Raw genomic sequence first — 18,432 nt, 5'->3', positions numbered from 1 at the left:
GGGCGCTCCTTAGCGGCGAATCGCCAAACGCTGTTCCAGGTAACGGAGCAGCATGGCAATGAGGTAACAGGCAGCCACGTAGAGCGCGGTCGTGACCATCCAGGTTTCAATCACCCGGTAGCTTTCGACGTTGATCTTGCGGGCGTAATAGGTCAGCTCCGGCACCGCGATCGCGGCCGCCAGGGAGGTGTCCTTGAACAGCGAGATGAAGTTGTTCGACAGCGCCGGCAGCACGTTGCGCAGCATCACCGGCACGGTGATGTACGCGCGGATGCGCCATTCGCCCAGGCCGATGGCCAGGCCCGCTTCACGCAACCCCTTGGGAATGTTCAAGAGGCCTGCGCGGAATACTTCGGTCAGGTAGGCACCGGCGTACAGCGACAGCGTGATGATGAACGAGGGGATCTTGTCCAGCCGGATACCCAGGCTCGGCAAGGCGAAGTAGATCAACAGGATCAGCACCAGGATCGGGGTGTTGCGGATCACCGTCACATACACCGAGGCCACGATGCGTAGCGCGCGGTGTTTGGACAGCATGGCAAACGCCATCAACAGGCCGATCACGCAACCGATGGCGATGGACAGCAGTGCCAGTTCAAGGCCGAGGCCGAGCCCCGCCAGCAAGCTGGGGAAGTCGCGCCACACAGCGGCAAAGTTCAACTGATAGTTCATGGTCGGCAGTACCTGATTGGGGCGCCGTCAGCGACGCCCCAGTGTTTACGAATTACTTGAACTCAACCGGGAAACCGATCGCAGGCTCTGGCAGATCCACACCGAACCATTGCTTGAACGAGGCCTTGTACATCGGGAATTCCACGCCGGTCATGGCTTCATGCAGCGCGGTGTTGACGAAGTTCAGCCAGTCCTGATCGCCACGCTTGACGGCGCACGCGTAGGTCTGCGGGCTCCAGGCGTAGCTCGGGCTGCGGTAGCGACCCGGGTTTTGCACCATCAGGTACTTGACCGAGGACTGGTCGGTGGCGGCGGTGTCGGCACGGCCGGAGTTCACGGCCTGGTACATCAGGTCGACGCTGTCGTACTGGTCGACCTTGGCTTTAGGCAATGCCTGGTGCACCAGCTCTTCGGCGTAGACGTTCTGCAGCACGGCCACGGTGACGTCGCTGCCTGCGGCTTGCAGGTCTTCGATTTCCTTGTACTTGCTGTTGGCCGGCAGCAACAGGCCCACGCCTTCGCGGTAGTACGGCAGGGTGAAGGCCACTTGCTGCGCACGGCTGGCGGTGACGGTGATGAACTGGCAGCTCATGTCGACCTTGTCGGTCAACAGGTTGGGAATCCGGGCGTCGGAGGACTGCACCACGTACTCGACTTTGCTCGGGTCGTTGAACAGCCCCTTGGCGACGATGTGGCCGATGTCGATATCAAAACCCTGCAACTTGCCATCCGCTCCCTGGAAGTGCCACGGCGCATTGGTACTGCCTGTACCCACGATCAGGTGCCCACGCTTGAGCACCGTATCGAGCTTGCTGTCCGCCGCTTGCACTACGCTTGCGAGGGAAGCCGATGCGGCGAAGAGAAAAACACACGCTTTAAACACGGAAGGTCGGTGATGCATGACAAGCACTCCAGGAGTTGTGTATTCCGCTATACCGGAACTTAGTATGTAACAACGGAATAGACAGCAGAAAGTGTGCCACACGCAGTAACAGAAAAATATTTCGGGATTAATTTCTTTTAAAATCAATTAGATAAATTTTTATCGGCGATGAGGCGCTGGGCTAGTCGTTGCAATCAGATTGCTACCGTTGGCCACACACCGGGGTGACAGGCCACATTTGGGTGCGGGAGCAGCGCGTTACCGTGCACGAAAGCGGTGCGATGGCCGAATGGAAATATCCCGTGGCTGGGCTAGCCTTTGCAGGTGATCCGCCCCCAAGGAATGCGCTCAGATGAAGATCAGTCTTGTGCTTATGGTGTTGTCGCTGGTGTTTGCCAGCCAGGTGTTTGCCAAGGATGACCGGCGCGAATGCAAGGCCGAGCTGGTCAAGCTCAAGGCGGCGTTCAGTACGAACTACACCACCCAGAATCATCATGGTTATCGCCGGGCGAAGGACGCCAAGGAACAGGGCGACTATAAGCAGTGCGTGGGGTTGGCGAAGAAGGCTCGGGAACGGGCGCAGCGTTGAAAGCCTTGGGGCTGCTGCGCAGCCCAACGGGGGACAAGCCCCCTCACCACAAAAGCGGATTGCTGCAGGGGACCTGTTAGTTTTGACAGTAGACCGTTTTGATCGCCGGGTTTAGCGTGGGCCTTGCCCTTTTGCCAAGGAGATCATCATGGGAATTGCAACGGCGGTGATTGCCAATGCCGAGGAATATCAGCAAGTGCTCGCGTCGCATGAGACGGTGTTCATGTTGTTTGTCTCGCAGCATTGCCCGGCCTGCGGTCAGGCCGGGCCACTGTTTGAGCAGATTGCCGGAAAATATGGCAGCACCGTGAAAAGCCTGGTGCTCGATACGGCCCAAACCCCCAGGCACCCGGATGTGACTGGCACACCCACCCTGCTGGTGTTCCGGAATGGCCGAATGATCGAGAAGCTGAAGGGGTTCGACGAAAAAATTCTGAGCGAGACGTTCGCCAAGACCAGAATCAGTCCTCCAACATCAACCGCGCCGTACCCGACACCCGAATCGACGCACCCCGCTGCGCGGTGATCTGCGCTTGCAAGCGTGAGCGACTGCCCATGTCCTCGCCCTGGATGAAGTCGATACGGCCGTTGTGCGGCCAGCCCAGGTCCCGCAGGTAGCCGGCAAATGCGGCGGCAGCGGAGCCCGTGGCCGGGTCTTCGTACACACCGCCCACCGCGAACGGGTTGCGGGTGTGAAACAGCGTCGGGCTTTCAGCGAACACCAGCACCACGGTGCCCAAGCCGGCGTCGGTCATGTAGCGGCGACCGGCCTCCAGCTCATAGTGCATCTGGCTGAGCCTGGCGCGGCTGTCGAGGGCCAGCACCAGGTGGTCGATACCGCCATGGATGATAGCCGGCGGGATGTTCGGGTCCAGGTCGTTGCGGGTGTAGCCGAACAACCTCAGGCCCGCGTCCACCAGCGCATCGTTTGCCGGTGCACTGCGGGTTGGCGGGGATTGCAAGGCCGCTTCGATCAGGTCGCCCTGGCTGCGGCCACTGACAGAAATATCGCCATTGTTCAACGTCAGGTGGAATTCGCCGTCGCCCAGCGCCAGGCTCAGGGCTGCGCCGAGGGCAATGGTGGCGTGCCCGCAGAAGGCGACTTCGGCCTGAGGCGCGAAGTAACGCACGCGCCAGCCATCGTCCTGCGGGCAGGCGAATACGGTTTCCGAAAACCCGACTTCGTGAGCGATACGCTGCATCTCTGCGGCTTCCGGCAAGTGGTCACCGATCCATACGCCGGCCGGGTTACCGCCCTGGTTGCCATCACAGAATGCAGAAATCTTAAGCACGTCCAAAGTCATTCGGGTAACCCTTCCTTAACGGTTCAGTGAGCGGCGATGCTATCCAAAGGCCAGCCCAGCGTCGAATGAAATCCACCCGCTACAGCCGTGCCAGCAGCACCTGCGTAACCCGCCGTTCCTCCACTGCGGCCACGGTCAGGCGCCAGCCTTCATGTTCCAGGCTATCGCCCACCACCGGCAGGCGATCCAGCAGGCTCATCACCAACCCGGCCAGGGTCTGGTAATCCTCCGTGGCCACGGCCTTGAAGCCGGTACGCTGGCGGATCAGGTTGAGGTTCAACGCACCGTTGACCCGGAAACCGCCCGCCTCCTCGACGATATCCGGCCCTTCGACTTCGCTTGCATCCGGCAACTCACCGGCGATGGATTCCAGGATGTCGGTCATGCTCAACACCCCGATAAAGTCGCCAAATTCGTTGATAACGAAGGCAATGTGGGTCGACTCCTGGCGCATCTGCTCCAGGGCGTTGAGGATCGAAAAACTCTCCAGCAGGTTGATCGCCCGGCGTGCCAGGTGCTCCAGGTTCGGCTCGTTACCGGCCAGGTATTCCTTGAGCAACTCCTTCTTGTGCACAAAACCCAATGGCTCGTCGACATTACCGTTGCGGATCAAGGGCAGACGCGAGTAAGACGAATGCATCAGTTTCAGGCGGATAGTGTCGGGATCGTCCGACAGATCGATAGAGTCCACCTTCGCCCGAGGCGTCATCAGCGTACGGATCGGGCGTTCAGCCAGTTGCAGCACGCCACTGATCATCACCCGCTCGCGCCGGTCGAACAGCGGCCCGCCGCTGGCATCGGGGTTGTCCAGCAGGTCGGCGACCTCTTCGCCTACCTCCTCCACTGCCAAATTACGCCCGCCGAGCAAACGCATCACCGCATGGGCCGTACGCTCACGCCTCGGCAGCGTGCCCTGGGCCGACTTCTTGCGGCGCGACCGGGCGATCTGGTTGAACACCTCGATCAAAATCGAGAAACCAATGGCCGCGTACAGATAACCCTTCGGAATATGGAAACCCAGGCCTTCGGCGGTCAGGGCAAAACCGATCATCATCAGGAAGCCCAGGCACAGCATGATCACCGTCGGGTGGGCGTTGACGAAACGGGTCAGCGGCTTGCTGGCAATGATCATCAGGCCGATGGAAATGATCACCGCGATCATCATCACTGCCAGCTCATCCACCATGCCCACGGCGGTAATCACCGCGTCGAGGGAGAACACCGCGTCCAGCACCACAATCTGCGCAACGATCGGCCAGAACATCGCATAAGCCACGTTGCCAGTGCGCTGAGCCACATGCCCCTCAAGGCGCTCATGCAATTCCATGGTGGCCTTGAACAACAGGAACACACCACCAAACAGCATGATCAAGTCACGGCCCGAGAAGCTCTTGTCGAACACCTCGAACAAGGGCTGGGTCAGGGTCACCAACCACGAAATACTCGCCAGCAAGCCCAGGCGCATCAGCAATGCCAGGGACAAACCGATCAGACGCGCACGGTCACGCTGCTCCGGCGGCAGCTTGTCCGCCAGGATCGCGATAAACACCAGGTTGTCGATGCCCAGCACCAGCTCCAGCACAATCAAAGTCAACAGGCCGAGCCAGGCCGTTGGATCCGCTAACCATTCCATTTTTCAGTATCTCTTCAAGTTTTTCAGAATGCCGGGCACGGCAACGCACGGTCGAGGGACCGGGTAAGGGTAGGCAATTGGAATAAGGGGTGCTTGGCGTTGAGGCAGGCGATCAGCGGGAACGGCGGCAGTGAATGTCTTGGGGAAAGACGACTGGGAGGCTCCGAGAGGGTGTTCATGTAGGTCCTGTTATGGAAAAAGGACTTGAATCGTACAGGCGAAACGGGAATTTCCTACAATCTAAAATTATTACAAGATCTGTAACAGGTAAGGTGTCGACGATTGTCCTGCATGGGTTGAAGGGCCTCTACATCCAGGCCCTCTCACTTCAACCCTTCACACCCAGTCCAACCAATCGATAGACTTAATAAGTTTTCTGCCGAGCAGAAACTCCTCATCGATCGTTCCCACGCTCTGCGTGGGAATGCATACCGTGACGCTCCGCGTCACCCTCGCGCCGGACTTCAGCCAGGCTTGTAGCATCAAGCTTTATCGTCGGGCAGATCCACACGATCTTGCTGCTCTTCACTGATCAGGTATTCAAGAAACGCGGTATACGTCGGCCATGAATCCGGCGCAGTCAACAAGGCCTCCCTACCAAGGCGACACACATCCACGTCGTCACACCAAATCACCCGACCGCCTCCGCCTGAGCAATCCATCACGATCAAACTGGCCGGCGGCTGGGCTAATACCAAAAACTGCCGCGCAAGCTCGGCACGCTCTCGAAGACGTCTGGTTTCATCCAGGACATTCGGCGCAAGCGACCACCCTATCGCGTGCAAGGGCAAAACGTAGATTCCAGAGCCATCGAAGAACTCGGCAGCCTCACGAAAATCATCCGCAAGCGCCAGGCCAAGCTGGCTCTGCACCTCATCAAGAAACCCAGGCTCAACGGCGCGCGCGCCATTCAAAAGCAAACATTGCTGCCGGATCATTGCCAACGTGGACATCAACACCCGCCCTCTCGTCTAGAGATTTGCCCGCGTGCCAAGAAAGCGCAGATAGCGCCCATCCTCGTTCTCAAAGATCTCGGCCCCTGCGCCCATGTATGCCCGCATCAATTCATCGGCGGCCTGGTCATCATGGCCTTGATCCAGCAAAACCTGCCCCAGGCGCAAATGTAAAAACGGATTTCCGAGACCGCCCGGACAGGTCATCGCATAGTCCAAGGCATCCCGGGCTGAGCCGTTGAATCCGGATAAAAAGCATGCATCAGCGATGGCCGCCAATACCCAGGTGGAGGCTTCCCAGTTATTTTGCGGTCCGGGGATCAAGATCCAGGCCTTGTTGTATTGCTCGATGGCCTCTTCATAGCGGCCTTCATCGGCCAATTGATCACCTGCACTGCATAGCGACTGGATCTCTCCGTGCAGCGACGACGCAAGCTCAGTGGTCATGAGGACTCCTCCAGAGATCCATCTGCATCCCAGAACGACCACACCCCAACTTCCTGGCCACGCTCATAAGCGCCCTGCGCCGCCACCCGTCCATTGGCGTGGTAGTCCCGCCAATCGCCGTGTTCGGCACCGTCCACGTAATTCCCCTCGGAAGCCAGGTTGCCGTTTGGGTGGTAGGCGCGAAAAAGCCCATGCCGAATCCATTGCGTGCCGTCGTCGGACAGGTAACGCGAATACCTGAATCGAACCTCTCCGGTCTCGTAGGGAATTTCCGCTATGTGTAACGCGTTTGGTTTTTCGTCCATGGCAAACCTGCTGCGGTATGTTGATGTGCTTTCAGACTCTGTTGAGAAAACTGACTTTAGCCGGCGTTGTACCTTTATGCCCGTTATTCAGAACGGCCCCTTCGTCATCACCCGCTCATCAATAAAAACTGGCCGCCAGGCTTGCAGGGCTGAGCCACAACACGGAAAACCCGGCGAGCACTGCAAATACCGCCGGTTTAATCAAACGAACTGCCATGGAAATACCTCCTGTAGGAGCAAGCAGTAAGCGGCGCCATCAGTGAGTTGAGGTTTTAAACTTTGCAAACGCATCCAGATAAGCCGCCTTCAACCCCACACTGACGGCATCGAGGGTAGCTGAATTGAAAGCCACTTTATCCCGCTGAATAAGCGTCTGGCCTGCGCCTTTTATCTTGATTCGTGAATGCCCGGCATATTTGACACCGCCGATATAAACCGAAAGTTCTACATCAGCCGCATAGTATTCGGGATCACTCCAGGTTTTTACGAAAACCCGATCAATCTCGACCCGGGCTTTAATGGACGATGCCGAATCAGACCCTATAGCCCGCTTGGTAAAGCCAACCCAATCATCAACAGGAACATTGGCCATCCCCTCGTAGAGGCTGACGATTTCGTGGTTCGCGGCATGCCATACAATCTTGCTTCGCTCAGTACAGGGCCCACAACGCTCGTAGCCTGAAACCCCGACAATATCCGACTGAACAGCACTGTTCTTAATGCTGGCCAACTCCGCGTCAGAGGTATAAGAAGCGAAGTGCAACTGGTTGGTGACGCAACCACCCAGCATCAATAAAACAACGATCAGCAACCCTGCTTTCATACTAAATCCCTAGAAAAAACCACTGCATTAAGAATGTCGCGCCTACAGAGGGCCGCGGGCCACACCCTGCCCAAACCGATAAATCGCCAGGCAATACCCAATCAACGCCACTGCCGCCAACAACCCGCCCGCCGCACCTATCCAGGCAAACCCAAAGTGGCTGCCGACCCAACTGCCCATCAGCGCCCCACCGCCAATGCCGATGTTGTAGATCCCGGAAAACATCGCCATCGCCACATCCGTCGCATCCGGCGCCAGCACCAACACTTTGGATTGCAGCGCCAGGCCAAAGCCCATGATGGCCATGCCCCAGAACACGCTCAGGGTCACCAGATACGACACCTCGCCACTCAACGGCAGCAACAACGCCAGGCACAGCGCGAGGATGGTCACCGCGCTGATCAGGAAACGATGGGGGTTAAAGCGGTGCACCAGGCTGAACAGCAACGAACCGATGATGCCCGCTCCACCGAATACCAGCAGGATCAGGGTCACGGTGTTGCCACTCATACCGGCAACGCCTTCAACAAACGGCTCAACATAGCTGTAGGCGGTGAATTGCGCCGTCACCACCATCGCCGTCAGCACATACAGCGCCACCAGCGCGGGGCGTTTGAACAGCAGCGGCAGGCTGCGCAACGAACCGGAGTTCTGGCTCGGCAGCAGCGGCAAGGTGCGCGCCAGCCAGAACACCAGCCCGGCCGCAAACGCGCCGATCACCAGAAACGTGGTGCGCCAGCCCATGGCTTCGCCCAGCAAGCGGCCGAGCGGGATACCCAGCACCATCGCCAGCGAAGTACCGGTAGCCAGCAGACCAAGGGCCTGCACCTGCTTGCCCTCCGGCGCCAGGCGCACCGCGAGGGACGCCGTGATCGACCAGAACAGCGCATGGGACAACGCAATACCCACCCGGCTGAGCATCAAAATGCCAAAACTGGTGGCCACACTGGACAGGATATGGCTGGCGATAAACATGCCGAACAGCACGATCAGCAGCCTGCGCCGCTCGACGTTGCGGGTCAGCAGCATCACCGGCAGCGAGGTCAGGGACACGATCCACGCATAGATGGTCAGCATCAGGCCGACGCTGGCGATGGGCATGTCGAAGCTCGCGCCGATGGCACTCAGCAGGCCGACCGGCACAAATTCGGTGGTATTGAAAACGAAGGCGGCCAACGCGAGGGCGAAGACCGGTTGCCAGTTGGCTTGAGGTGTTGCGGCGGAAATGCTCATTTACAGGTCGTCGTACTCGTTTGCGCGCAGATCAAGCCGGCCCGATGCCGGCCCTTGAGCCGCGCGCAAAAAATAGTAACACGACGGTTCAGGGATCGACCTGTCCCATCAGCTCCGGAATCGATTCCGGACGCTTGGCATAACGCTGGGCCAGGGCGGCACACACCATCAACTGGATCTGGTGAAACAGCATCAGCGGCAGGATCAGCACGCCCATGGTCGCCCCGGCGAACAGCACCTGGGCCATGGGCACACCGGTGGCCAGGCTCTTCTTGGAGCCGCAGAACAAAATGGTGATGCGGTCTTCCTGGCTGAACCCGAACGCCTTGCCCAGCACGGTGGACGCCACCAGCACCAGCCCCAGCAACACACAGCAGGCCACCACGAGGCCACCCAGCTCCCACAGCGGAATCTGGTGCCAGATGCCTTCGTTGACCGCTTCGCTGAACGCGCCGTAGACCACCAGCAGGATCGAGCCCTGGTCGACGAACTTCAGCCAGGATTTGTTGCGCCCTACCCACTCGCCGATCCAGCGGCGGGCGATTTGCCCGGCGACGAACGGCAGCAGCAGTTGCACGCTGATCTTCAGAATCGCGTCGACCGTCGAGCCGCCGTCGCCGTGCACGTTAAGCAACAAGGTCACCAGCAACGGCGTGAGGAAGATCCCGAACAGGCTCGACGCCGCCGCACTGCAAATCGCCGCCGGGATGTTGCCCCGGGCCAGGGACGTAAAGGCAATCGCCGACTGCACCGTGGCAGGCAATGCACACAGATAGAGCATGCCCATGTACAGGTCTTTGCCGATCAGCGGCGACAACACCGGCTTGAGCGCCAGGCCCAGCAGCGGGAACAGCACGAAGGTCAGGCTGAACACCAGCAGGTGCAGGCGCCAGTGGCCGGCACCGGCGACGATGGCCTGGCGCGACAGTTTGGCGCCGTGCAGGAAAAACAGTAGCGCGATGGCCAGGTTGGTCACCCAGCCGAAGGCCACGGCGGTCTGGCCGCTGGCGGGCAGCAGGGACGCGAGGATCACCGTCGCGACCAGGGTCAGGGTGAAGTTGTCAGGTAAAAAACGTGGGCGGGTCATAAGCCAATCTTCCAGGGGTTGCCAAGAGCATCCTCGCGACTCTAACGTAACGGCTTGTTACCGACTAACGCCAATGAGCCAGTAAATGCCGCCTAAAGGACATGAAAAAACCGTGCGCCGCAGCGTGCCCGGGCTTTCCAGCCTGCCGAGGCCGGTGTATGGCCGTACCGAATCCCTGCCCAACCGCGCACTGACCCGTCGTCACAGTCACCCGTGGGTGCAGTTGTCCTATGCGATTTCCGGGGTGCTGGAGATCCAGACCAGTGCAGGACGCTTCGTCGCGCCGCCCCAGCGCGCGGTGTGGATCCCGGCCGGCATGCCGCACCGGGTGTTCAGTTCGCCCCATACCGAGATGCGCAGCCTGTACCTGGATTGCAGCGTCACCGGCTGGGCGGCCGACCGCTGCCAGGTGCTCGCGGTGAGCAGCCTGTTGCGGGAGTTGATCCGCAGCTTCAGCGAGTTGCCGGTGGAATATGCCGAGGATGGCCCGGACGGGCGACTGGCCCAGGTGGTTCTGGACCAGTTGGCCGCCGCGCCCCAGGTCGATTTGATGCTGCCACTGCCCGCCGACAGCCGCTTGCGCCAGATTTACCGCAGCCTGAACCTGCACCCCGAGCAGCAAACCACCCTGGGGCAGTGGAGCCAGAAACTGGCGGTGAGCGAAAAAACCCTCAGCCGGCTGTTCCTGAGCGACACCGGCCTGACCTTCCGCGCCTGGCGCCAGCGCTTGCGCCTGCTGAGCGCCTTGCCCGCGCTGGAGCAAGGCGAACGGGTGACCGATGTGGCATTGGCCTGCGGCTACGAATCCACCTCGGCGTTCATCAACGCCTTCCGCCAGCAATTCGACGCCACACCCGGCGAATTCTTCCGCTGATCCCCAGACAAAGAAGCTCCAGAGCGGGAACTCGGTCCCCTGTGGGAATCCAGTTGAACAGTTACACCTCGCTCACTCCTGCGCCTTGGCCAACACCGCCTGCAACAACACATCCGCCCCTGCCGTCGACCATTGCGGATAAATCTCCTCCGCCTCGTTATGGCTCAGCCCATCCACACACGGCACAAAAATCATCGCCGTCGGCGCCACCCGGTTCAGGTAGCAGGCATCATGCCCGGCCCCGGAAATCATGTCGCGATGGCTATACCCCAACGCTTGCGCCGAAGCCCGCACCACGTCCACACACGCGCTGTCGAAGGCAATCGGCGCGTACTGGAAGATCTGCTTCACGCTGTGTTGCAGGCCAATCCCCTCGGCAATCCGCGCCACCGCCGCCTGCAACTGCTGGTCCTGATGCGCCAGCACCGCTTCATCCGGGTGCCGGAACTCGACACTGAAAAACACCCGCCCCGGCACCACGTTGCGTGAGTTAGGGAAGATATTCGCCATGCCCACCGTCGCTCGCCCTTCGGCGCCCTGCTCCAGGCCAATCTGGTTGACCGCTTCCACCACCCGGGCAAACCCGAGCAGCGCATCCAGGCGGTGATCCATCGGCGTAGTACCGGCATGTGCGCTGCGCCCGCTCAGTTCCACTTCATACCAGCGCTGGCCCTGGGCGCCAGTCACCACGCCGATGGTCAAGTCCTGGGCTTCAAGAATCGGCCCCTGTTCGATGTGCAGCTCAAACGCGGCATGCACCGCCTGGCCACCCACCGGGTGCGCACCGGCATAACCAATCTGCTGCAACGCCTGGCCGATGGTGACGCCAGCCTTGTCTTCGCGGGACAGGCCGTACTCCAGGTCAAACACCCCGGCATACACCCCGGAAGAAATCATCGCCGGGGCAAACCGCGAGCCTTCTTCGTTGGTCCAGTTGACCACTTCTATCGGCCGCTCGGTCTCGATCCCGAGGTCGTTCAAGGTGCGCACCACTTCCAGCCCCGCCAGCACCCCATAGATGCCATCGTACTTGCCGCCCGCCGGCTGGGAGTCGCCGTGGGAACCGGTCAGCACCGGCGCCAGGTGATCCCGGCGCCCGGCGCGACGGGCAAAGATATTGCCCATGGCATCCACCCGGATGCTGCAACCCGCCGCCTCGCACCAGCGCACAAACAGGTCACGACCGCGGCGGTCCTCATCGGTGAGGGCCAGGCGTGAAACCCCACCCTTTTGCGTGCCGCCGATCTGCGCCATTTCCATCAGCGAGCCCCACAGGCGCTCGCCGTCGACCCGCGCCAAGTCACTCATGAGCGGGGCCCCTGAGGCTTGGCCCGGTAGCGGAAGTCACAGTGATGGGCGCCGCCCATGATGGTTTGGGTGCGGGTCAGCTTGATGTCCGGGTTGTAGCCGACGATAAACAGTTCGTCGCGGTTGCAGGACAGCAAGTGGCCGATCTCGCCCAGGCCCATCTCGTGGTACATCTCGGCGTAGCGGCAGCGCTTCACGTCGTAGTCATAGTGCTCGGCGTCGCTGGCGATGATCTCGACCTTGAGCGCATCGTCCTTTTCCCAGAGCACTTGCAGCTCGACGAAACTCTTGAGGTCGGCACCCTGTTCTTCCAGTTCGGCAAAGTGCTTGCCGGCCTGGATCGCCGCATTGCCCACCGCCTCGCCGATCACCGCCGCCGCAAAGTCCTTGCCTTGCTCGCGCACCAGGATCTCGTAGATCGGCTTGATGATTTCGGCTTCGATCCGCCGCCGGGCCAGGATGCCCAGTTCACCTTCCAGCTTGCTCATTGTGTGCCTCCGTCAGCTCCACATAATTCGTTTACTTGCCGCCCGCCACACTCACTGGCTGCCACTGATTGCCCTTGACCTGATACACCGTGAACGACGGCTTCTTCAGATTGCCCTCGGCATCAAACGCGATAGTCCCGGTCACGCCCTGGTAGCTGATGGCGCGCAGCACCGGCAGGTACTTTTGCGGGTTCACCGAGTCGGCTTTCTCGATCGCCGCCACCAACACCCCGACACCGTCATAGGCGAACGGCGCGTGCAGTTCGATCGACGCCTTGTAGCGATCCTTGTAAGCCTGCTCGAACGCCTTGCCACCCGGCATCTGCGACACCGCCAGGCCCGGCTCCAGGGCAATCACGCCCTCGCCTTCGTTCTGCGCCAGTTGCAGGAAGGTCTGGCTGACAAACCCACCGGCGCCCATCAGCGGTGCCTTGATGCCCAACTGTTTGATGCGCCGGGCCAACGGTGCCGCCTGGGAATCAACGCCGCCGAAGAAAATCAGGTCCGGGTTCTGGCTGCGGATGTTGGTCAGCACCGCGCTGAAGTCGATGGTCTTGTCGTCGACGTATTCACGGGAGACCACCTTGGCGCCACCGGCCTCGATGGATTTGACGAACTGGTCCGCCAGGCCCTGGCCAAACGCGGTACGGTCGTCGATCACCGCAATGCGCCGGGCCTTGAGGGTGTTCAAAGCATAGTCGCCGGCCACCTGGCCGCCATCGTCGTCATGGCCCATGATCCGGAAGCTGGTGTCGAAACCCTGCTGGGTGTACGCGTGCCCGGTGGCCACCGGTGCGACCTGGGCGATACCTGCGTCGTGGTAAACCCGGGCGGCAGGAATGCTGGTGCCGGTGTTCCAGTGGCCGACCACCCCCACCACGCCTTCGTCCACCAGGCGCTGGGCCACGGTCACGGCGGTGCGCGGGTCGGACTGGTCATCCTCGGACAGCAGCTTGAACGTTACCGCCTCGCCGTTGATTTTCGGGTGCTTGGCGTTGGCCGCCTCGATGGCCAGTTGCGCGCCGTTTTCCAGGTCTTTGCCGATACGCGCCGACGGGCCGGTCAACGGGCCGGCCAGGCCGATCAGTACGGTCTGGTCGGCCTGGGCCACGGCACTCGCCAGGCTGCTCAGGGCCAGGCCGATCACTAGGGTGTGTTTGAAAGTCTTCATCAGTAGTTCCTGCTTGTTTACGGGCGGGTCGGAACACGCCGGGCGTCCGGTAGCGTCAGGGTTAATTCATTCACCGAGGTAGGCACTGCGCACCTCGGGGTGGTCGAGCAATTCGTGGGACGGGCCGCTGAGGCTGATGCGCCCGGTGTCCATCACATAGGCGCGGTCGGTGACCTGCAGCGCGAGCCGGGCGTTCTGCTCCACCAGCAGCAGGGTCATGCCCTGGCGGCACACGTCGTCGATCACCTGGAAGATCTTCTCCACCATGATCGGCGCCAGGCCCATGGACGGTTCGTCCAGCACCAGCAGGCGCGGTTTGGACAGCAGTGCCCGGGCCAGGGCGAGCATTTGTTGCTCGCCACCGGACAGCAGGCCGGCGGACTGTTGCAGGCGCTCTTCCAGGCGCGGGAAGTGCTCGAACAACTGGCGGATCTCGCGGTTGACCTGTTCGGTGTCGCGGCGCAAAAAGGCCCCGGCCTGGAGGTTTTCCATCACGCTCATGCGCGCAAAAATGCCGCGCCCTTCCGGCACCATCGCAATGCCCTGGCGCAGCAGTTGGTCCGGCGCCTGGCCGAGGATCGAGTGCCCGGCAAAGCGGATCTGCCCCGCCGCAGCCGGCAGCAATCCGGTGAGGGCCTTGAGGCTGGAGGTCTTGCCGGCACCGTTGGCGCCGATCAAGGTCACGCGCTCGCCTTCACCGATGTGCAAATCCAGGGACTTGACCGCTTCGATGGCGCCGTAGCGCACCTGCAAGCCGTCGACTTTCAATAGCGGTTCAGACATGGGCGCTGGCTCCCAGATAGGCCTGGATTACCGCAGGGTCGCGGCGCACCTCAGCGGGCGCGCCCACGGCGATCACTTGTCCGTAATCGAGCACGCTGATGCGGTCACAAACGCCCATCACCAGCTTCACGTCGTGCTCGATCAGCAGCAGCGTGTGGCCGTCGTCGCGGATCTTTTCCAGCAGGCCGCGCAGTTGCACTTTCTCGCTGGCGTTCATCCCGGCTGCGGGCTCGTCGAGGGCGAGCAAGCGTGGCTCGGTGGCCAGGGCGCGGGCGATTTCCAGGCGGCGTTGATGGCCGTAAGACAGGCTGTCGGCGCGGTAATTGGCGAACCCCGCCAGCCCCACATACGCCAGCAGGCGATGGGCATGGGCGCGGGTTTGCGCTTCTTCTTCCTGCGCACGGCGATGGCGACTCAAGGCGGCCCATAAGCCATTGCGGGTGCGCACATGGCGGCCAACCATGACGTTTTCCAGGGCACTCATGGCGTTGAACAGGCGGATATTCTGAAAGGTCCGGGCAATGCCGGCCCGGGCCACCTGGTGCACGCTGGCCGGTTTGTAATCCTGGCCGTCGAGCTGGAAGCGCCCGGAATCCGGGGTGTAGAGGCCGGTCATCACGTTAAAGAAGGTGGTTTTACCGGCGCCATTGGGACCGATCAATCCATAGATTTCCCCGGGCTGGATACTCAGGCTCACGTCGGTGAGCGCCGCCACGCCGCCGAAGTGCTTGTTCACCTGGTCGATCTGCAACAACGGCTGGTTCATCGCGCCACTCCTTTTGGCCACAGGCCTGCCGGGCGATAGAGCATCGCCAGGATCAGCGCGAGCCCGTAAAACAACTGACGAATGATTTCCGGGTCCACCAGCACCTGGCCAAACAGCGCCTGCTGCAATGGGCCCATGCTTGCGCGCAACGCCTCCGGCAACGCCGCCAGCAATACGCAGCCGAGAATCACCCCCGGGATGTGGCCCATGCCGCCGAGTACCACCATCGCCAGTACGGCGATGGACTCGTTGAGGGTGAAGGACTCCGGCGAGACAAAGCCCTGGAACGAAGCGAACAACGCCCCGCTCACCCCGCCAAACCCGGCACCGATGGCAAACGCCAGCAACTTCAGCCGCAAGGTGTTGACGCCCATCGCCTGGGCCGCTTCTTCGTCCTCGCGGATCGCCACCCAGGCCCGGCCGATGCGCGAGCGCTCCAGGCGGACGCAGGCAAACAGGATCAGCACCACCAGCGCGGCGAACAGGTAGTAATACAGATAGACCGAAGGCAGGCGCAGGCCGAACAGCTCCTGGGTGCGCCCGAGGTTGATCCCCAGCAGGTTGACCGGATCGACCTGGGCAATGCCTTTGGGGCCGTTGGTGATGTTTACCGGGCGATCGAGGTTGCGCAGCAGGATGCGGATGATTTCGCCGAAGCCCAGGGTGACGATGGCCAGGTAATCGCCGCGCAGGCGCAAGGTCGGCGCGCCCAGCAACACCCCAAAGCCTGCCGCCAGCAGCGCGGCCAACGGCAAAATCAACCAGATCGAGGTGTGCATGCCCGTCGGCAGCAGCGCCATCAGCGCCGGGAATTGCTGCAGCAGGTGTGGTGAAGACAGCAACGCCGCGAGGTAGGCGCCCACCGCGTAGAACGCGATAAAGCCCATGTCCAGCAGCCCGGCGTAGCCCACCACAATGTTCAGGCCCAAAGCCAGCATGATGTACAGCAAGGCAAAGTCGAGGGTGCGCACCCAAGTGTTGCCACCGGCGTGCCCGACAATCCACGGCGCCAACACCAGCGCCACGGCAAACAGCACAAGGCCGAGACTGGCGCGCCGGCTGGAAGCGTTCAAGACAGTCATGCGCGGGTCGCCAGTCGTTCGCCCAACAGCCCCGAAGGACGAAACACCAGCACCGCGATCAACACGATAAAGGCAAACACATCCTGGTAATTGCTGCCGAACACACCGTTAGTGGCCGCGCCGAGGTAACCGGTGCCCAGGGCTTCGATCAGCCCCAGCAGCAGGCCGCCCAGCATCGCGCCCTTGAGGTTGCCGATGCCGCCCAGCACCGCTGCGGTAAAGGCTTTGATGCCCGGCAGGAACCCCATGTAGAAATGCGCACTGCCGTAGTTGCTCGCCATCATGATCCCGGCCAGTGCCGCCAGGGCGCCGCCGATGGCGAAAGTCAGCACAATGATGCGGTTCGGGTTGATGCCCATCAGGCTCGCCACTTGCGGGTTCTCGGCCACGGCGCGCATGGCCCGGCCAAAGCGCGTGCGTTCCACCAGCACCAGCAGCGCGACCATCACCGACAGTGCGACGGCAATGGTGGTCAGGGCGGTAGCGTTGGTGATCGCCGGATGGGCCGAAGCGCCGGCGAGCACTTCAATCGGTTCCAGTGGCAGCAGTTGCGGGAACATCTGCGGGTTGCGCGTCCACACCAGCATCGCGATGGTTTGCAGCAACAACGATACCCCGATGCCGCTGATCAACGGTGCCAGGCGCGGCGCGTTGCGCAGGCGTCGATAAGCGACCCGCTCGATCAACACCGCGAGTACCGCGCAGAACGCCATGGCAATCACGGTGGCCACCAGCAGCACCAGCACCGGCGGCATTGCCGGCCATGTCGCCTGCAACAGGCGAATCACCGAGAGGCCCACCAGGGCGCCAATCATCAACACGTCGCCATGGGCGAAGTTGATGATCCGCAAAATGCCGTAGACCATGGTGTAACCCAAGGCCACTAGCGCGTAGAGACTGCCCGTCATCAAGCCATTGAGCAGTTGCTGGATAAACGCATCCATGAACACCATCGACCTCACTACTTACGAGGGCGGCACACTAAGCATCTATTCTATTTTTATCAAATATCAGAAATTCATATGGTTATGCCAAACGCATAAAGCGCTATAACCGCCATAAATACGGCATTTATGGCTCTTTATTTTCCATCACACTTAGTATTTAATTCAACACATGAATAATTTAGAACAGTTAGCCAATGACCCGCCCCTGCGTGCCGTGCGCACCTTCGAAGCATTTGCCCGCCACGGCGGGGTGAATTCCGCCGCCCGCGAGCTGGATGTGTCGCCCTCCGCCGTCAGCCATCAACTGCACCTGCTGGAAAGCTTCCTGCAGCAACCGCTGACCTTGCGCCAGGGCCGCAACCTGGTGCTCACCGAAGAAGGCCGCGAGTACTACCGCGCGATTCGCTCGGCCTTCGCCGTGCTGCGCAGCGCCACCGAACACGTGCGGGAAAAAAGCGCCACGCGCCAGGTCACCATCAGCCTGATCCCGCTGTTCGGCATCAACCTGTTCATCCCGCGCCTGGCGCAGTTCCTCAAGGACCATCCGGCGCTGGACATCAACGTCACCTACGCCAACCACCGCAGCTACCCCAGCGATGCGGCCGACCTGTCGATCCGCTTTGGCACCGGGCACTGGCCGGGGTATCACAGCGAGCCGTTGATCTCCGGAGCGGTGACGCCCTATTGCAGCCGGGCATTCCTGGAGCAACACGGCCCGATCGACACGCCCGAGGCCCTGAGCGAGTTGCCGTTGCTGCACGACGAAGAGCGCGGCACCTGGAGCCAATGGTTCCAGGCTGCCGACGTGCATCACGGCACAGCGCTGAATGGTTTGCTGCTGGAGGATGGTCAGTTGGCGCTGACGGCGACGCTGACCGGGCTGGGCTGCTCACTGCTGCGCGAGCCACTGGTGGCGCCGCATGTGGCGAATGGGGAATTGGTGAAACTGTTTGATCTACAGGTCGACGATGGCCGCCAGTACTACCTGTGCCGGCGGGCCAACAGCGAGTTGTCGAGTGAGGGGAATCACTTGTATGACTGGATCAAAACCAGTCTTGCAGGAACTTGAAAACACCGTAGATCC

Annotated in this window: 21 protein-coding genes; 4 read left to right on the top strand and 17 right to left on the bottom strand. The window is 61.2% G+C overall.

Annotated elements, in window-relative coordinates; all coding sequences use genetic code 11:
• Positions 1–9: 9 nt before the first annotated feature.
• Together HKK54_RS23755 and HKK54_RS23750 are read right to left on the bottom strand one after the other, a co-directional pair.
• A complete protein-coding gene (locus tag HKK54_RS23755; RefSeq protein WP_003207993.1) occupies positions 10–672 on the bottom strand; it encodes an amino acid ABC transporter permease in 663 nt (220 codons plus the stop codon).
• A 52-nt stretch (positions 673–724) separates the two neighbouring features.
• A complete protein-coding gene (locus tag HKK54_RS23750; protein ID WP_010173359.1) occupies positions 725–1,573 on the bottom strand; it encodes a transporter substrate-binding domain-containing protein in 849 nt (282 codons plus the stop codon).
• Between the two features lie 334 nt (positions 1,574–1,907).
• On the opposite strand from HKK54_RS23750, the gene HKK54_RS23745 reads away from it, so the two are divergent.
• Both HKK54_RS23745 and HKK54_RS23740 read left to right on the top strand, forming a co-directional pair.
• Positions 1,908–2,144: a hypothetical protein gene (locus HKK54_RS23745; RefSeq protein WP_169388035.1), complete on the top strand. Its 237-nt coding sequence runs from the start codon at positions 1,908–1,910 to the stop codon at positions 2,142–2,144.
• A 148-nt stretch (positions 2,145–2,292) separates the two neighbouring features.
• Positions 2,293–2,670, top strand: a complete 378-nt coding sequence (locus HKK54_RS23740) for a thioredoxin family protein (RefSeq protein ID WP_029616022.1) — start codon at positions 2,293–2,295, stop codon at positions 2,668–2,670.
• On the opposite strand, the gene HKK54_RS23735 is transcribed toward HKK54_RS23740, so the two are convergent.
• From HKK54_RS23735 to HKK54_RS23700, 8 genes are all read right to left on the bottom strand, one after another.
• Entirely contained in the window at positions 2,606–3,448 is an 843-nt protein-coding gene (locus HKK54_RS23735; protein WP_178120994.1) for a PhzF family phenazine biosynthesis protein, read from the bottom strand. The genes HKK54_RS23740 and HKK54_RS23735 overlap by 65 nt on opposite strands.
• A 79-nt stretch (positions 3,449–3,527) precedes the next feature.
• On the bottom strand, positions 3,528–5,081 hold the full coding sequence (locus HKK54_RS23730) for a TerC family protein (protein ID WP_169388034.1): 1,554 nt from the start codon (positions 5,079–5,081) through the stop codon (positions 3,528–3,530).
• 482 nt (positions 5,082–5,563) lie between these two features.
• Positions 5,564–6,034: a hypothetical protein gene (locus HKK54_RS23725; protein ID WP_010173369.1), complete on the bottom strand. Its 471-nt coding sequence runs from the start codon at positions 6,032–6,034 to the stop codon at positions 5,564–5,566.
• A gap of 18 nt (positions 6,035–6,052) precedes the next feature.
• Positions 6,053–6,481, bottom strand: coding sequence for a hypothetical protein (locus HKK54_RS23720; protein ID WP_010173370.1), 429 nt, complete (start codon positions 6,479–6,481; stop codon positions 6,053–6,055).
• Complete coding sequence (locus tag HKK54_RS23715) at positions 6,478–6,681, bottom strand: toxin-antitoxin system YwqK family antitoxin (protein ID WP_442962340.1); 204 nt, start codon at positions 6,679–6,681, stop codon at positions 6,478–6,480. The genes HKK54_RS23720 and HKK54_RS23715 overlap by 4 nt, the downstream gene beginning before the upstream one ends.
• Positions 6,682–7,042: 361 nt before the next feature.
• Positions 7,043–7,609, bottom strand: coding sequence for a hypothetical protein (locus tag HKK54_RS23710; RefSeq protein WP_010173372.1), 567 nt, complete (start codon positions 7,607–7,609; stop codon positions 7,043–7,045).
• Between the two features lie 42 nt (positions 7,610–7,651).
• Positions 7,652–8,842 (bottom strand): sugar transporter, encoded by a 1,191-nt coding sequence (locus HKK54_RS23705; RefSeq protein ID WP_010173373.1) that lies wholly within the window; start codon positions 8,840–8,842, stop codon positions 7,652–7,654.
• Positions 8,843–8,930: 88 nt separating this feature from the next.
• Positions 8,931–9,929 (bottom strand): bile acid:sodium symporter family protein, encoded by a 999-nt coding sequence (locus HKK54_RS23700; RefSeq protein ID WP_169388033.1) that lies wholly within the window; start codon positions 9,927–9,929, stop codon positions 8,931–8,933.
• 85 nt (positions 9,930–10,014) lie between these two features.
• Here HKK54_RS23700 and HKK54_RS23695 point away from each other — a divergent pair, with 85 nt between their 5' ends.
• Positions 10,015–10,803, top strand: coding sequence for an AraC family transcriptional regulator (locus tag HKK54_RS23695; protein ID WP_010173375.1), 789 nt, complete (start codon positions 10,015–10,017; stop codon positions 10,801–10,803).
• Between the two features lie 72 nt (positions 10,804–10,875).
• Here the strand turns inward: HKK54_RS23695 and HKK54_RS23690 are convergent, their stop codons facing one another.
• The 7 genes from HKK54_RS23690 to HKK54_RS23660 form a co-directional block, all read right to left on the bottom strand.
• On the bottom strand, positions 10,876–12,111 hold the full coding sequence (locus tag HKK54_RS23690) for a Zn-dependent hydrolase (protein WP_169388032.1): 1,236 nt from the start codon (positions 12,109–12,111) through the stop codon (positions 10,876–10,878).
• Entirely contained in the window at positions 12,108–12,599 is a 492-nt protein-coding gene (locus tag HKK54_RS23685; RefSeq protein ID WP_169388031.1) for an L-2-amino-thiazoline-4-carboxylic acid hydrolase, read from the bottom strand. The genes HKK54_RS23690 and HKK54_RS23685 overlap by 4 nt, the downstream gene beginning before the upstream one ends.
• Before the next feature lie 31 nt (positions 12,600–12,630).
• Positions 12,631–13,770: a branched-chain amino acid ABC transporter substrate-binding protein gene (locus HKK54_RS23680; protein WP_169388030.1), complete on the bottom strand. Its 1,140-nt coding sequence runs from the start codon at positions 13,768–13,770 to the stop codon at positions 12,631–12,633.
• A 66-nt stretch (positions 13,771–13,836) separates the two neighbouring features.
• Positions 13,837–14,553: an ABC transporter ATP-binding protein gene (locus tag HKK54_RS23675; RefSeq protein WP_169388029.1), complete on the bottom strand. Its 717-nt coding sequence runs from the start codon at positions 14,551–14,553 to the stop codon at positions 13,837–13,839.
• Positions 14,546–15,319, bottom strand: coding sequence for an ABC transporter ATP-binding protein (locus HKK54_RS23670; RefSeq protein WP_169388028.1), 774 nt, complete (start codon positions 15,317–15,319; stop codon positions 14,546–14,548). The genes HKK54_RS23675 and HKK54_RS23670 overlap by 8 nt, the downstream gene beginning before the upstream one ends.
• The gene (locus HKK54_RS23665) at positions 15,316–16,401 is read right to left on the bottom strand and encodes an ABC transporter permease subunit (RefSeq protein WP_169388027.1); all 1,086 of its coding nucleotides are present in this window, start codon (positions 16,399–16,401) and stop codon (positions 15,316–15,318) included. The genes HKK54_RS23670 and HKK54_RS23665 overlap by 4 nt, the downstream gene beginning before the upstream one ends.
• The gene (locus HKK54_RS23660; RefSeq protein ID WP_010173388.1) at positions 16,398–17,345 is read right to left on the bottom strand and encodes a branched-chain amino acid ABC transporter permease; all 948 of its coding nucleotides are present in this window, start codon (positions 17,343–17,345) and stop codon (positions 16,398–16,400) included. Before HKK54_RS23660 ends, HKK54_RS23665 begins: the two co-directional genes overlap by 4 nt.
• Positions 17,346–17,517: 172 nt before the next feature.
• Here HKK54_RS23660 and HKK54_RS23655 point away from each other — a divergent pair, with 172 nt between their 5' ends.
• The gene (locus tag HKK54_RS23655) at positions 17,518–18,417 is read left to right on the top strand and encodes a LysR substrate-binding domain-containing protein (RefSeq protein WP_169388026.1); all 900 of its coding nucleotides are present in this window, start codon (positions 17,518–17,520) and stop codon (positions 18,415–18,417) included.
• Positions 18,418–18,432 lie beyond the last annotated feature (15 nt).

It is taken from the genome of Pseudomonas sp. ADAK13, from assembly GCF_012935715.1.
In the GTDB taxonomy this organism is placed as follows: domain Bacteria; phylum Pseudomonadota; class Gammaproteobacteria; order Pseudomonadales; family Pseudomonadaceae; genus Aquipseudomonas.
The sequence above is the reverse complement of the archived record's forward strand: the minus strand, read 5'-3'. Positions and strand labels throughout refer to the sequence as shown.